At 44.7% G+C, this 12,919-nt stretch carries 16 protein-coding genes; 13 read left to right on the plus strand and 3 right to left on the minus strand.

Annotation, left to right across the window (positions count from 1 at the left end):
* Positions 1–168: 168 nt before the first annotated feature.
* The gene (locus AAFP11_RS06185) at positions 169–1,323 is read left to right on the plus strand and encodes an AAA family ATPase (RefSeq protein WP_341736231.1); all 1,155 of its coding nucleotides are present in this window, start codon (positions 169–171) and stop codon (positions 1,321–1,323) included.
* Complete coding sequence (locus AAFP11_RS06190; protein ID WP_341736232.1) at positions 1,320–1,919, plus strand: DUF4276 family protein; 600 nt, start codon at positions 1,320–1,322, stop codon at positions 1,917–1,919. Before AAFP11_RS06185 ends, AAFP11_RS06190 begins: the two co-directional genes overlap by 4 nt.
* A 132-nt stretch (positions 1,920–2,051) precedes the next feature.
* Here AAFP11_RS06190 and AAFP11_RS06195 read toward each other — a convergent pair whose 3' ends face one another.
* Positions 2,052–2,354: a WGxxGxxG family protein gene (locus AAFP11_RS06195; protein WP_341736233.1), complete on the minus strand. Its 303-nt coding sequence runs from the start codon at positions 2,352–2,354 to the stop codon at positions 2,052–2,054.
* A 276-nt stretch (positions 2,355–2,630) separates the two neighbouring features.
* Here AAFP11_RS06195 and AAFP11_RS06200 point away from each other — a divergent pair, with 276 nt between their 5' ends.
* Together AAFP11_RS06200 and AAFP11_RS06205 are read left to right on the plus strand one after the other, a co-directional pair.
* Entirely contained in the window at positions 2,631–3,275 is a 645-nt protein-coding gene (locus AAFP11_RS06200; protein WP_341730348.1) for a hypothetical protein, read from the plus strand.
* Positions 3,276–3,294: 19 nt separating this feature from the next.
* Positions 3,295–4,041 (plus strand): pentapeptide repeat-containing protein, encoded by a 747-nt coding sequence (locus AAFP11_RS06205; protein WP_341736234.1) that lies wholly within the window; start codon positions 3,295–3,297, stop codon positions 4,039–4,041.
* A gap of 38 nt (positions 4,042–4,079) precedes the next feature.
* On the opposite strand, the gene AAFP11_RS06210 is transcribed toward AAFP11_RS06205, so the two are convergent.
* Positions 4,080–4,208, minus strand: a complete 129-nt coding sequence (locus AAFP11_RS06210) for a hypothetical protein (protein WP_341736235.1) — start codon at positions 4,206–4,208, stop codon at positions 4,080–4,082.
* Between the two features lie 213 nt (positions 4,209–4,421).
* Here AAFP11_RS06210 and AAFP11_RS06215 point away from each other — a divergent pair, with 213 nt between their 5' ends.
* The 9 genes from AAFP11_RS06215 (at position 4,422) to AAFP11_RS06255 (ending at position 12,149) form a co-directional block, all read left to right on the plus strand.
* Positions 4,422–6,242 (plus strand): efflux RND transporter periplasmic adaptor subunit, encoded by a 1,821-nt coding sequence (locus tag AAFP11_RS06215; RefSeq protein WP_341736236.1) that lies wholly within the window; start codon positions 4,422–4,424, stop codon positions 6,240–6,242.
* Positions 6,243–6,561: 319 nt separating this feature from the next.
* Complete coding sequence (locus tag AAFP11_RS06220; protein ID WP_341736237.1) at positions 6,562–7,827, plus strand: ABC transporter permease; 1,266 nt, start codon at positions 6,562–6,564, stop codon at positions 7,825–7,827.
* Between the two features lie 189 nt (positions 7,828–8,016).
* Positions 8,017–8,352, plus strand: coding sequence for a cation:proton antiporter subunit C (locus AAFP11_RS06225; RefSeq protein WP_340521667.1), 336 nt, complete (start codon positions 8,017–8,019; stop codon positions 8,350–8,352).
* A gap of 83 nt (positions 8,353–8,435) precedes the next feature.
* The gene (locus AAFP11_RS06230) at positions 8,436–9,866 is read left to right on the plus strand and encodes a cation:proton antiporter (RefSeq protein WP_341736238.1); all 1,431 of its coding nucleotides are present in this window, start codon (positions 8,436–8,438) and stop codon (positions 9,864–9,866) included.
* Positions 9,863–10,246, plus strand: coding sequence for a Na+/H+ antiporter subunit E (locus AAFP11_RS06235; protein WP_341736239.1), 384 nt, complete (start codon positions 9,863–9,865; stop codon positions 10,244–10,246). The genes AAFP11_RS06230 and AAFP11_RS06235 overlap by 4 nt, the downstream gene beginning before the upstream one ends.
* A gap of 140 nt (positions 10,247–10,386) precedes the next feature.
* On the plus strand, positions 10,387–10,617 hold the full coding sequence (locus AAFP11_RS06240; RefSeq protein ID WP_340521673.1) for a hypothetical protein: 231 nt from the start codon (positions 10,387–10,389) through the stop codon (positions 10,615–10,617).
* Positions 10,614–10,901, plus strand: coding sequence for a monovalent cation/H(+) antiporter subunit G (locus AAFP11_RS06245; RefSeq protein WP_340521664.1), 288 nt, complete (start codon positions 10,614–10,616; stop codon positions 10,899–10,901). Before AAFP11_RS06240 ends, AAFP11_RS06245 begins: the two co-directional genes overlap by 4 nt.
* Complete coding sequence (locus AAFP11_RS06250; protein ID WP_341736240.1) at positions 10,891–11,478, plus strand: DUF4040 domain-containing protein; 588 nt, start codon at positions 10,891–10,893, stop codon at positions 11,476–11,478. The genes AAFP11_RS06245 and AAFP11_RS06250 overlap by 11 nt, the downstream gene beginning before the upstream one ends.
* On the plus strand, positions 11,478–12,149 hold the full coding sequence (locus tag AAFP11_RS06255; RefSeq protein WP_341736241.1) for a Na(+)/H(+) antiporter subunit B: 672 nt from the start codon (positions 11,478–11,480) through the stop codon (positions 12,147–12,149). Before AAFP11_RS06250 ends, AAFP11_RS06255 begins: the two co-directional genes overlap by 1 nt.
* Positions 12,150–12,257: 108 nt before the next feature.
* Here AAFP11_RS06255 and AAFP11_RS06260 read toward each other — a convergent pair whose 3' ends face one another.
* Complete coding sequence (locus AAFP11_RS06260) at positions 12,258–12,878, minus strand: Uma2 family endonuclease (protein WP_341736242.1); 621 nt, start codon at positions 12,876–12,878, stop codon at positions 12,258–12,260.
* Positions 12,879–12,919 lie beyond the last annotated feature (41 nt).

Raw genomic sequence — 12,919 nt, forward strand, 5'->3', positions numbered from 1 at the left:
GAAAATTTCGTAAAATCATTTTGACACAGACTTGAACACTTGGTGATTTTTAATAATTAATTCTTAATTACCTAGTGACTATCGCAAATTGTAGACATTATGGAAAAAAGCGTTCGGGCGGAGTAAAATTGTGCATATTAAGATTCTACAAGCTCAACTACAAAAATTATGAACACATTTGAGCGTCTAAAGATCGATGGGTTTCGCCGTTTGTTTTCAGCAGAGGTGGAAATGCGACCTCTGACAGTCATGATTGGTGCTAATGGTGTTGGAAAAAGTTCTTTTTTAGAAATATTCTCACTTCTAGCAGCATCAGCCAAGGGTCAGTTACAATCAAAAATTTCCGAGTTGGGCGGTCTAAATCAGATGGTAACATTAGATCGGTCTGATAGTGTATTAATCTCCTTATTGATGCCTATAGAAAATCAGGAACCCCTCAACTATTCTCTAAAAATCGCAACTAAAGGTCAGTTCTATGAAATTGGTTTAGAAACCCTCATTCAACAGCGCAATCCCGATGCTGTTCAACCTTTTAAATATATTGAATCTCGCGGTTTAGATGTCAGATATTTTAGTCCAGAAGATGAAAAGCTACTACGCCCAAACTGGCAACACAATCCTTACGAAACATCCCTCGCCCAAGTTCCTAAGATGTATCGGGAACCGGAAACCTTGAGGCAAAATTTAGCTTCATGTAGTTTCTATAAAGCATGGGAATTAAATTTGTCGCCTCAAAGTCCCATCCGTTTACCTCAATCTATGCGGCCTGCAACTTTGCCAGGTAGCAAGGGAGAAGATTTAGTTTCATGCCTCTATTATCTACGAGAAACCGATCCAAATCGATTTGAAATTATCGAAGATACGCTTGCTGCGGCATTTCCTGATTTTGAAAGGTTGAGTTTTCCCCCAGTAGCGGCAGGAACTTTAGCAATGACTTGGAAGGATAGAAATTTTTCTCATCCTTTTTATATGCACCAACTATCTGAAGGAACGCTGCGGTTCCTCTGGTTAATAACCCTACTGCAAAGTCGAGATTTGACTGCTGTTACGCTGATTGATGAGCCGGAAGTTAGTTTACATCCAGAGTTGTTACAACTGTTAGCGGATGCCATGAGAGAAGCTTCTCAAAGAACTCAACTAATTGTAACAACTCATTCAGATAGACTGATCGGATTTTTAGAGCCTAAAGAGGTGCTTGTCTGCAATGCTGAAGATGGATTAACAACTCTAGCTTGGGCTGACTCTATAGACTTAGAACACTGGTTAAAAGATTATAGCTTAGATCAGCTTTGGGCAATGAATATCATTGGAGGCAGACCATGAAAATTGCCATCATAGTGGAAGGAAAAACAGAAAAAGCTTTTATGCCTATCTTGCGAACTTTTCTGATGTCGCGTTTGCAGCAAATGCCAGACCTCGATCCTAAACCTCAAGGCGGTCGCATTCCTACAGGAGACAAACTCAAGCGTGTTGTTGATAATCTGTTACAGGATGGTTTTGATGCTGTGATAGCACTAACTGATGTGTATACAGGCACTAAAGATTTTAAAGATGCAGCAGATGCTAAGGCTAAAATGAAAACATGGGTGGGAAATAATCCTAAATTTTATCCCCATGTAGCTCAACATGACTTTGAAGCTTGGCTATTACCTTTTTGGAACAGAATTCAAGAGTTAGCTAAGTATAAAAAATCGCCTCCTAGCGGCAAACCAGAGCAAGTTAATCATGATAAACCGCCTTCTAAACACATTCAAGAAATCTTTGAACTTGGCAAATGTCGGGACAGCTATAGTAAAACGCGGGATGCCCCAAGAATATTAAAAGATCAAGACTTGATGAAGGCTGTAAATGAATGCCCTGAATTGAAGGCGTTTGTAAATACGATTCTATTACTTTGTAACGGGGATCTGATTCCTTGACTTGGTAATCGCTTGCGGAATTCCTCAAACAAAAAAACCCAAAGATGGGTTTTTTAAATTCCTATTTACGATCGCACAGGTGAAAAAACCCTGTCCCTGTATAAGGCTCATAGCCAACATACTAAAGTAGCATTAGTATTCAGTGCGAACAGAGGGGTCGCGATCGGTAGTAGTGTAGTTGACAGTTTTTGTTTCCTTGCGGGGCATCAAACCGAATAAACCAGACAAACCGAGCAATCCCAACCATCCCCAGTCAAAATCGCGATCGGACTCTGTACGGTAAACATCCGAGCGAGGAGTTGTGGTAGTTGTAGTGCTATTAGTACCAGGAGCTGTATTCGTCTGAGCAGCAGCAGGCAAGTTAGCTGGTACAATGGCTAAACCAGCAGCAATAATTCCTGCGCCAATAACTTTAGATAAATCAGAACGTTTCATAACTAAAAATGCTCTTTGTGGGCAAAATCTTTAACTATCACTACTATATCGATCGCCAACTCCAGTAAAATCCACCTGTAGCCATAAACTGTGGTAAATTCCAGCTATTACTATAGGTCAATTTCCCACTCGAACGAGCCCTAGTGTAGAGCATCAACAGGGGATAGAGGGGGTATGGAAATCTGATGGGACAAGGAAGAAAACAAGTCAACCGTGCGGTACACTCAGATATTGCAAGGAAAACAGTTGCAGATCGATCGACGGAGATAAAAACTTTTGGGCATAGAGCTACGCAGCTACGTCTTTCTAGACAACCTACAGCCACAGCACGCAGCATACATAGGTACTGTCGCGGCCGGATTCTTGCCGCTACCGGGGGATGCGTCGCTGTGGATCGAAATCTCGCCCGGTATCGAAATTAACCGAATTACCGATGTCGCCCTCAAATCCGCGTCCGTGCGCCCTGGAGTGCAGATAGTCGAACGCTTGTACGGCCTTCTGGAAGTGCATTCAAGCCAGCAGGGGGAAACCAGGGCTGCGGGGAAAGCGATTCTAGAATTCATCGGAGTTCGCAGAGAAGAATGTATCAAACCGCGAGTTATTTCCAGCCAAATTATTCGCAACATCGACGCCCACCAAACGCAATTAATTAACCGCACCCGCCGGGGACAATTACTGCTGGCGGGACAAACGCTTTACGTATTAGAAGTAGAACCGGCAGCCTATGCTGCACTAGCGGCAAATGAAGCCGAAAAAGGCGCATCTATTAATATTCTAGAGGTTCAGGCTGTAGGCAGTTTTGGACGGCTGTACCTAGGCGGAGCAGAACGAGATATTATCGCAGGTTCCCAGGCGGCAATTGCGGCAATTGAAGGTGTGGCCGGGCGGGACAATCCAGCAATTTTTGGACGAAAAGAATAGCCATTAAAGGAGAGTAATTATGGCAAATAAAGAGCATTTGGCACTGTTGAAACTGGGTGCTGTAACCTGGATTGAATGGAGAAATATTCACCCAAATATCGAACCTGACCTGAGTGAAGCCAACCTGGCAGAAGCCAATCTGCGAGGCGCGCATCTTGGGCGATCTAACCTGTTTAAAATCGACTTATTCAAAGCTAAATTGATTGCAGCCAACCTCACTGAAGCTAATCTCAGTCTAGGAAATCTAGCGCGTACCCAACTGCTGGAAACTAACTTAGTCAAAGCTAATTTAACTGGAACCAACCTCCAGGAAGCCGACTTGAGAGGAGCCGATTTGAGTCTGGCAAATTTAATCGGGGCAGATATGAGCGCTGCTAATCTCCAAAATACCGATTTAGCAGATGCTAGCTTAATCGGTACGGTGATGTGTGGAGTTAATGCGACGGGAGCCAACCTGAATAATGCTAATCTGAGTCAAGCCAATCTCACTCAAGCAGAGTTGATTGAGGCGCATTTTTATAGTGCTAATTTCTATAAAGCTAATCTCGTGGAAGCTCACTTAACGGGAGCTTATCTTTTTAGGGCTAATCTGAGTTTTGCCTTGTTGAAAGGCGCTGATTTACGGTGGACAAACCTTGGCAAAGCTGACTTGAGGGGAGCTAATTTGGCGGGGGCGAATCTGAGAGGAGCAAATTTGAAAGGAGCAAATTTGTCGGAAGCTATTTTGACCAAAACTATGATGCCTGATGGTAGTATTGTTCTCTAAGTCATTTGTAGTCAATATTCCCGTCAGCGATGCTATCATTAACCCCAGTTACTGTCACTGGTTGCGCTGATGCCATCTTCACCAGTAGTCAACCCCGCCGTCGGATTAACTGTAATTCCCGGAGTTTCATTGTCACTGTTGGTGACGGTGACATCCACTTGTAGCAAATCTAACAGTATTTTCAGAGCATATCTGTAAAGTTTTGCTGAAAAATACCTGTTTAAATAAATTTTTGATGAAGATGGGGAGTTTTATTAAGTAATATTGCGGAAAATTTACTGCGAGGTCGATCGCTCAACCAAAAAAATCATCAATTAAATTGAACGTTTTGTGTTCCCGATCGGTCTAAAGTAAACAGACGCCCGATCGGTCTAACTTATATGTACTTAATAAAGCACTTTCAAATTAAAAAAGGGCTGACTCCGTGGTTAATCGGGTTCCTCGCCACCGGATTGCTTGCAGGAGTTGGCTACACAGCTTACACCCAACTCACAGTCAAATCCAGCCGGGAAAGCAGGCGCAAGGAAAAAACCGTTGCTGTAGAAAGAGTGAATTTACCCATCGCCATTTCAGCAAACGGCACAATAGTACCCGAACGCAGCGTTAATGTCAGCCCCAAAACATCAGGAGTGCTCAAAAGTTTGCTCGTCAAAGAAGGAGACAGCGTTGAAAAAGGGCAAATTCTGGCGCAAATGGATGATTCCAACCTCCAAGGGCAACTTACGCAAAATCGCGGACAACTAGCCTCAGCCGAAGCCAACTTGCAAAAATTACTCAATGGTAATCGAGCCGAAGATATTGCCGTCGCCAAGGCGCAATTAGCCGAACAACAAGCTAGTCTTGAAAAATTGCTCAACGGTAGTCGCAGTCAGGATATTGCCGTCGCCCAAGCCCAACTAACCGAACAACAAGCTAGTCTTGAAAAATTACTCAACGGTAGTCGCAGTCAGGATATTGCCGTCGCCCAAGCGCAATTAGCCGAACAACAAGCAACTCTCCAAAAATTGCTCAAGGGTAATCGCCCCGAAGATATCGCCCAAGCTGAATCTAAACTCAGGGATGCAGAATATGCCAAAAATCAGGCAGAAGAAGACTTTCAGAGAAATCAAGCACTCTATACATCAGGAGCGATTGCTCTCCAAATTGTGAATACTTCTCGCACGGCGCGCGATCGAGCTCAAACTCAAGTCAGACAAGCCCAACAAGCTGTAGCCTTGCTGCGAGCTGGTTCGCGCCCGGAAGAGATTGCCCAAGCGCGGGCCGCCGTTGAACAAAAACAGCAAGCTTTGGCCCTAATTCAAGCCGGTTCTCGCCCGGAAGAGATCGCCCAAGCGCGGGCCACAGTGGAGCAAAAACGGCAAGCTTTGGCTGGAGTGCGAGTGGGGGCGCGCCCGGAAGATATCGCCGCTGCTGAAGCAGCATTGGAGCAAAAACAGCAAGCTTTGGCGCTAATTCAAGCCGGTTCTCGCCCGGAAGATATCGCCCAAGCGCGGGCCCAAGTTCTCTCCGCCAAAGGCAGTCTCCAAACCGTGCAAGCCCTGATTAACGATACGAAAATTCGCGCTCCTTTCAGCGGTATTGTGACTCGGAAATATGCCGATCCGGGGGCTTTTGTCACCCCAACAACGGCTGGTAGTGCGGTGTCTTCGGCGACTTCTTCTTCGATTTTGTCCTTAGCTTCAAAAAATCAGGTTGTGGCTAATGTGGCAGAAAGCAATATTGCTCAAATCCGTATTGGCCAAAGTGCATCTATTCAAGCTGATGCTTATCCCGGACAGACTTTTACAGGTAAAGTTAGCCAAATTTCACCTCAGTCGATCGTTCAGCAAAATGTTACCAGTTTTGAGGTGAAAGCTTCGATTGTTGATGATGAAAAGAAATTGTTGCGATCGGGAATGAATGTGAATGTGGAGTTTAAAGCCGGTGAATTGAAAGATGTTTTGGTTGTCCCGACTGCGGCAATTGTTCGCCAAAGAAAGGAAACGGGGGTGTATGTTACGGGTGGTGAAGATGGGAAGCCTCAGTTTGTGCCGATTAAGACGGGGATGACGGTTGATGATCAGACGGAAGTGCGATCGGGCTTGCAGGGAACTGAAAAGGTTTTTATTAGTTTACCCCCTGGCTTGCGGCAGAAATCTCAAAGTCCATCATCGGGGGGGATTCCGGGTTTGCAACCGGGGGGTGGAACTCGCTTGCGTTAGTTGTCAGTCCGCGCAGTCGGGGCTAGCTGGTTCGTCGCAGAGTCCGACAGGGATTGAAATCCCTGTCTCATAGCGAAAGTCCTCTGAAAGAGGACTGAAGAGTTAGTTGATGTACATCGGTTTTAGATTAATTTTCAGTCGGTTTCAACCGACTGTCTTCTATGAGACGGGGGTTTCAACCCCCGGCGGACTGTGCCACAAATCATATCGTTTCCGGTTGCATCATCAGGTGATAAATTAGGGTGAAATTTAGGCATAATTATTAGAAGTTGCCACCAAATAACAAACAACTAATAACAAATAACTAATAACAAATAATATGAAATTAAAAACCCCGCCAGTTATCAACAAAATCTCCAACATTCAAATTGTATTCATGGCCACAGAAGCGCTATGGAATAATAAATTGCGCACCAGTTTGACGATGCTTGGGGTAATTATTGGCATATCTTCTGTGATTGCGATTACTTCGGTGGGCCAAGGAGTACAAAAGTCTACTGAGGAACAGTTGAAGGCTTTGGGTACTAATGTTTTATTGGTTTTATCTGGTGCTTCGCGATCGGGTGGTGTCAGTCAGGGTAGTGGTTCTGCTTCTACTGTGACATGGGATGACGCTAGGGCGATCGGCCTCCAAGCACCGGCAGTTAAGGCGATTTCCGCTTTTTTGCAGCGAAGCGTGCAAGTTGTTTATGGCGGGCAAAATTCGTTTACTGCTATTTTGGGAACTGATTTGAATTATCCTGATGTTAAGAATATTCAACCTCAAGCTGGACGGTTTTTTAATGAGGATGAATTGAATGCTGCTGAGCCAGTAGTTGTCCTCGGTTCTAAGGTGCGAGATGACCTTTTTGGAGTTGGGGCTAATGCGCTATCTGCTGATGTTCGCATTCAGGGAAACCGCTATAAGGTGATTGGAGTGATGGAACCCAAGGGGTCGGTAGGGGGTACGGATCAGGACGATCGCGTGTATGTTCCCCTGAAAAATATGTCGGCTCGGATTGTGGGTAGAAATTCTTTATCGGGAATTGCTATTTCTGGTTTTTGGTTGCAAACTACCGGGGAGTCTGATTTAGCCGATGCTCAATTTCAAGTAGAAAATATCTTGCGTTTACGTCATAATATTTATCCGCCACAACCGGATGATTTTCGAGTGATTAATCAAGTTGATATTGTTAATACTTTTAGCAATGTGGTAGGTTTGTTTACGGTGATGGTGGTGGCGATTGCTGGAATTTCTCTGGTAGTTGGCGGCATTGGTATTGCTAATATTATGTTGGTGTCTGTGGTGGAGCGGACTAAGGAAATTGGGATTCGGAAAGCTGTAGGTGCGACTAATGCGGCTATTCTGATTCAATTCATGGCTGAATCGGTTTTGGTTTCGACGGTGGGGGGTACGGCGGGTATTGGGTTGGGAATTGCGATCGCCTTTGGGGCTGCGACAGTGTTTAAGTTCCCGTTTGTGATTTCAGTATGGTCGATCGCGGCGGGTTTTGGGCTATCTTTTACTGTGGGCTTATTGGCTGGGGTGCTTCCGGCGAGGAATGCGGCGCGCTTAGATCCGATCGCAGCTTTGCGGAATGATTGAATTTATTGAATTTGGGCCCGCTTAATCCCTGTTGCGAGCGCGATTGCTCCGCCGATGCAGAGTTGAACTGAGAAAATCTCTTGCTTTAGGTACATGATACCAATTATGATAAATCCTGGACGCAATTAGAAATAATCTACTTGAGTTCCAATATAACCCGAAAAACTCTTTATCCAACAGGCAATTTCCATGTTAGAAGCATTGGTATTGGCAACAGTATTTTGCGGCTTTTTTGGTATAATTTTGAAAAAAAACCTGATCATGAAAATCGTCTGCATGGATGTCATGAGCACAGGGGTGATCGCCTATTATGTGGTAGTAGCAGCGCGAGATGGCTGGCTGACACCAATTATTGCAAAAGGCAAAGATGTCCCCTACGCCGATCCGGTTCCCCAGGCGGTGATCTTAACGGCGATCGTCATCGGCTTTTCGATTCAAGCTTTAATGCTGGTAGGGGTGATGAAGCTGGCACGAGATAATCCGACATTGGAATCTCACGAAATTGAGATGAATAACACTAATTAATACTCCCCGCTCTTGCAGAGACACTCATTAATACTCCCCGCTCTTGCAAAGATGGGGTTTCCCAAACTACCGAAGTTTTTTAGATGAATACCCTGACGATCGCCTGGATTACATTTCCGTTTTTTATCGGGTTTATCATTTATTTGATGCCCAAGCTTGACAAGTATCTCGCCCTATTAGGAGCGATTGTATCTGCTGCTTTTGCATTCCAGCTTTTTGCAATGCCGTCAGCAGTGACGCTGGAGTTACTAAATAATTTCAGCGTGACTTTGTTAGTCGATAGCTTGAGCGGCTATTTTATCTTAACCAATGCCCTAGTCACGGCGGCGGTTGTTCTCTACTGTTGGCCCACAGATAAGTCGGCATTTTTTTATGCACAGATTCTGATGGTGCATGGCAGTCTAAATGCCGCCTTTGCCTCTACGGATTTTATCAGTTTATATGTCGGATTAGAAGTCAGCGGGATTGCGGCTTTTCTGTTGATTTCCTATCCTCGAACCGATCGCTCTATTTGGGTAGCTTTGCGCTATCTATTTATTAGCAACACGGCAATGCTATTTTATCTAATCGGTGCTGTGCTGGTTTATCAAGCAAGTCATTCGTTTAGTTTTGCAGGATTAGCAAAAGCCCCCCCAGAGGCGATCGCTCTGATTTTTATGGGACTTTTGGTGAAAGGAGGTGTGTTTGTATCGGGGCTATGGCTACCGTTAACTCACTCGGAAGCTGAAACACCGGTGTCGGCTTTGCTATCAGGAATTGTGGTGAAAGCGGGGGTATATCCCCTCGTGCGCTGCGCCCTCATGGTGGATGAGGTGGCTCCCATTGTAGAGATTTTCGGGGTCGGGACGGCGCTAATGGGCGTGTTCTGTGCCGTTTTAGAAAAAGATAGCAAACGGATGTTGGCTTTTCACACGGTTTCGCAGTTGGGCTTTATTCTCGCTGCACCGGAAGTGGGCGGCTTTTATGCCCTGGCACACGGTTTGGTCAAATCTTCGCTGTTTTTGATTGCTGGCTCGTTACCGAGCCGGAATCTGAAAGAATTGAAACAGAAGCCGATCGAACTCAAAATCTGGATTGCTTTAGTTATTGCTAGCTTATCAATCTCTGGCTTCCCCTTTTTGGTTGGCTTTGGGGCCAAAGTTTTGACGATGAAAAGTTTATTACCTTGGCAAGCGATCGCGATGAATGTCGCCGCAGTGGGAACGGCAATTTCCTTTGCTAAGTTCATCTTTCTACCCCGTGGTGGCCAAGGGGAAGCAAAACCAGGTTTTTGGGCTGCTGTGTTGCTGTTGCTGGGTGGATTGATGGCAGCTAATGCTTTTTATGTTGACGCTTATACGCTGGAAAATATGCTGAAGGCGATCGCCACTATCGCTGTTGGTTGGTTAGCCTATTTCTTGATTTTTCAACGCACGGCAATCAAACTGCCACGTATCCTAGAAGAATTCGATCATTTGGTCGGTTTTATGAGTCTAATTCCACTTATACTATTCTGGATGGCATTATCAAAATGATTGGACATCTCATATTAAGATTGAGCATCTGGTTTTTACTGACTGCGGATTTTAGTTTGGCAAATATTGCGATCGGTATTGTCATAGCTTTTCTATTACCTCGCAGCTACGCACCCCCAGAACCTTTAAAGGAGTGGTTTGATGTATTTGGTAAAATCTTGATGGCGATTCCCATAGCTTATATAGAAGCCTTTGAACTCATCTTCCGTCCCCACAGACATGAAGATGTGATTATGGAGAAAGTACCAAATCATCGATCGCCCTTGTTAATCTTCCTTGATGTGTTTTTGATTACTTTTACGCCGAAAACAATTGTTGTGAATTACCACGAAGAGGGTTTTTACGAAGTGCACCGGGTGCGACGGACTTCTAGTAATTAGCTGATGTTTTTTGAGGATTTTTTTTACCGCAGAGGGCGCAGAGGGCGCAGAGGAAGAGAAGAGGGAAATTTCTAGTTTTTATGGGGCTAAGTTAGGAGGGTAGATAATTGCAGAACTTGAACAACTTGATTTTGATTTTGATGATTTTGGCTCTGCTCATACCGATGTATGAGGTATGGAAAGATGATGATATCTGGCAGACAATGTTGGCTTTTGCTAGTATTTCAACTAAGGCGGCAATCATTGCTCTGGTTATATCTGTCTGGCGCGATGATTGGATGATCGGTGTGGTAGCGGCGATTATCCTCAGTGTTGGTAATGCTGGATTGATGTTGTTGGCACAAATAATTAAACGTATTAGTGACGCATGATTGTAATAGATGTTTTGAGTTATACCTGCATCGGTATAGGAATTTTCTTCTGGTTTTGGGGTACTTCTTATCTGCTGGGGAAGCGATCGGTTTTATATAAACTTCACAGTCTTTCGGTAGCAGATACCCTTGGCTCGATGTTGATTGTTGTTGGATTGTTACTGAAAATACCCAGTAAATGGCCTCTGTTAATTCTTGCCCTCATTTGCTTAGCAATATGGAATACAATGCTGGGATATGTATTAGCCTATTGTTCCAATGCAGGGAGTAACTATGAACGATAACAGCTATATTTATGTCCTCGTCGCTCTGCTCCCGTTAGCTGCTGGTATGCTGGTGTTTCAGGTCAATCCATACCACGCATTGCTGCTGCGAGGTGTATTGGGGGCGATCGCAGCTTTGGTATATACAATCTTGGGCGCGGGGGATGTGGGCTTAACCGAAGCGTTGATGGGTACCCTACTGGCGATTACACTTTATGCAGTGACGGTGCGTTCATCCCTGGTGCTGCGTCTGGGTGTCATCCAAGGTGGGATAGAGAATGATGCTGTCTCAGATGACAAAAAAACAGGTCATTTTCAGCAAGTGATAGATGACATTCGTGCAGTTTTCAAGAAACGCCATATGCGTCTGGAATTGGTTCCCTATGCGACTCCACAAGCATTAGAGCGGGCGCTGATGGAAAAAGAAGTTCATGCTGTTTGTTCCCCACAAGAACAACTAGAACAAAGTGGCGAAGTGCAACCTTATAACACCGTAATTAGAGTTCGGCGCGTCTATGACATCATGCAAACGGAACTTGCATCACCACGGACAACCCTAACCTATGTGAATACACCAGAGATAGAGGAGAATCATTGATGAAATGGGTTTACATTGTAGCTGGAATAGCGCTGTTTGTGAAAATGCTGCTTATTGCTAATCCAACAGGCGACTTATTATTATCGCAGCAAAGTTCCATCGTCGAATTGGTTGTCCAAGATAGTGGAGTATCCAATGCGGTTTCGGGTATCATTTTGCGAAACCGATTATACGATACCATTTTTGAAGTCGTAGTATTTACGATCGCCATTTTGGGCGCAAGTTATCTACTCGCCAATGAACAGCCGTCCTGCGCGATTTATCAATTTACCGATCGACCATCGATTATTTTGGCACGATTGGGAGCAACAATTGCGGCATTGGTGGGTGTAGAATTAGCAATTCGCGGGCACTTAAGTCCCGGCGGTGGTTTTGCAGCCGGTGTAGCGGGCGGAACCGCGATCGGACTCATCGCCATTACCTCATCACCCCAGGCGATGCAAGACATATACAAAAAGTGGCACGCCGCGACTTGGGAGAAAGTTTCCGTACTGGTTTTTATTGTACTCTCAGTAATCACTCTGTCTGGATATGAGTTACCCCACGGAGAATTAGGCACGCTTTTAAGCGGCGGCATTCTCCCCTTACTCAATATCATAGTTGCACTCAAAGTCGCCTTGGGTTCCTGGGCAGTAATGTTAGTATTTATCCGTTATCGCGGATTGTTGTGATCCATATATCAATATTCCGATCTCAAATTGACAGAGATCGGATTGAGTCATCCCTCTCTTATCTTACTCTGCGCCCTCTGCGCCCTCTGCGGTAAAAAAAATCCCAATTTACACTAAACCAGCTCCAAAAATCTGATTTGCAGTCAAATTCAAATCGGGAAAAGCTTGCGACACAATCCGGTCATTATCTCGAAACTTGAGGACTTGATATTCACCATCAACCAAGTTACACACAGAAATAGTCGGTTGTTTCGGATTGCCAATAAAACTACGTCCACCCAACGCAGCATAATCCACAATCCAATATTCAGGAATACCCATCTCCTCATAATCAGCATATTTTAAATAGTAATCATCGCGCCAATTGGTTGACACAACCTCGATCGCCAAAGGTATCGATGCACCAAAACTGAGGATAGATTGTTTTTTCCACAATGTTTCGTTTACCACATTTGCACGATTCAGCACCAACACATCAGGGAAATAACCAGAATCTTTTTCAGGAGGTCTAACTATCACTTTGTTGGGGATACTGTATGGCAATCCCAGACGATCGATTTGAGCGGAAATTTTGATTGTCAGAAAGCCTGTAACTTCCTCGTGTTCGCCTACTGGTTGTGCCATCTCAACAATATCTCCGTTATGCAATTCGTAGCGTACCGTCGAATTTTCAGGTAGCCACTCCACAAATTCCTCGAAGTTTACGAGCTTGGGTGAAACTTGGATCATAAGTTTTGACAATTACCGATAATAGAAATTATAGCAAATCT

It is taken from the genome of Microcoleus sp. CAWBG640 (assembly GCF_020883015.1).
In the GTDB taxonomy this organism is placed as follows: Bacteria; Cyanobacteriota; Cyanobacteriia; order Cyanobacteriales; family Microcoleaceae; genus Microcoleus; species Microcoleus anatoxicus.

Excerpts from the sequence above, each read along its gene's own strand:
- AAFP11_RS06230 (WP_341736238.1), top strand. The coding sequence starts at position 8,436 with ATGAATACCCTGACGATCGCCTGGATTACATTTCCGTTTTTTATCGGG.
- AAFP11_RS06225 (WP_340521667.1), top strand. The coding sequence starts at position 8,017 with ATGTTAGAAGCATTGGTATTGGCAACAGTATTTTGCGGCTTTTTTGGT.
- AAFP11_RS06250 (WP_341736240.1), top strand. The coding sequence starts at position 10,891 with ATGAACGATAACAGCTATATTTATGTCCTCGTCGCTCTGCTCCCGTTA.
- AAFP11_RS06260 (WP_341736242.1), bottom strand. The coding sequence starts at position 12,878 with ATGATCCAAGTTTCACCCAAGCTCGTAAACTTCGAGGAATTTGTGGAG.
- AAFP11_RS06195 (WP_341736233.1), bottom strand. The coding sequence starts at position 2,354 with ATGAAACGTTCTGATTTATCTAAAGTTATTGGCGCAGGAATTATTGCT.
- AAFP11_RS06240 (WP_340521673.1), top strand. The coding sequence starts at position 10,387 with ATGATTTTGGCTCTGCTCATACCGATGTATGAGGTATGGAAAGATGAT.
- AAFP11_RS06255 (WP_341736241.1), top strand. The coding sequence starts at position 11,478 with ATGAAATGGGTTTACATTGTAGCTGGAATAGCGCTGTTTGTGAAAATG.
- AAFP11_RS06235 (WP_341736239.1), top strand. The coding sequence starts at position 9,863 with ATGATTGGACATCTCATATTAAGATTGAGCATCTGGTTTTTACTGACT.
- AAFP11_RS06245 (WP_340521664.1), top strand. The coding sequence starts at position 10,614 with ATGATTGTAATAGATGTTTTGAGTTATACCTGCATCGGTATAGGAATT.
- AAFP11_RS06185 (WP_341736231.1), top strand. The coding sequence starts at position 169 with ATGAACACATTTGAGCGTCTAAAGATCGATGGGTTTCGCCGTTTGTTT.
- AAFP11_RS06220 (WP_341736237.1), top strand. The coding sequence starts at position 6,562 with ATGAAATTAAAAACCCCGCCAGTTATCAACAAAATCTCCAACATTCAA.
- AAFP11_RS06190 (WP_341736232.1), top strand. The coding sequence starts at position 1,320 with ATGAAAATTGCCATCATAGTGGAAGGAAAAACAGAAAAAGCTTTTATG.
- AAFP11_RS06215 (WP_341736236.1), top strand. The coding sequence starts at position 4,422 with ATGTACTTAATAAAGCACTTTCAAATTAAAAAAGGGCTGACTCCGTGG.
- AAFP11_RS06205 (WP_341736234.1), top strand. The coding sequence starts at position 3,295 with ATGGCAAATAAAGAGCATTTGGCACTGTTGAAACTGGGTGCTGTAACC.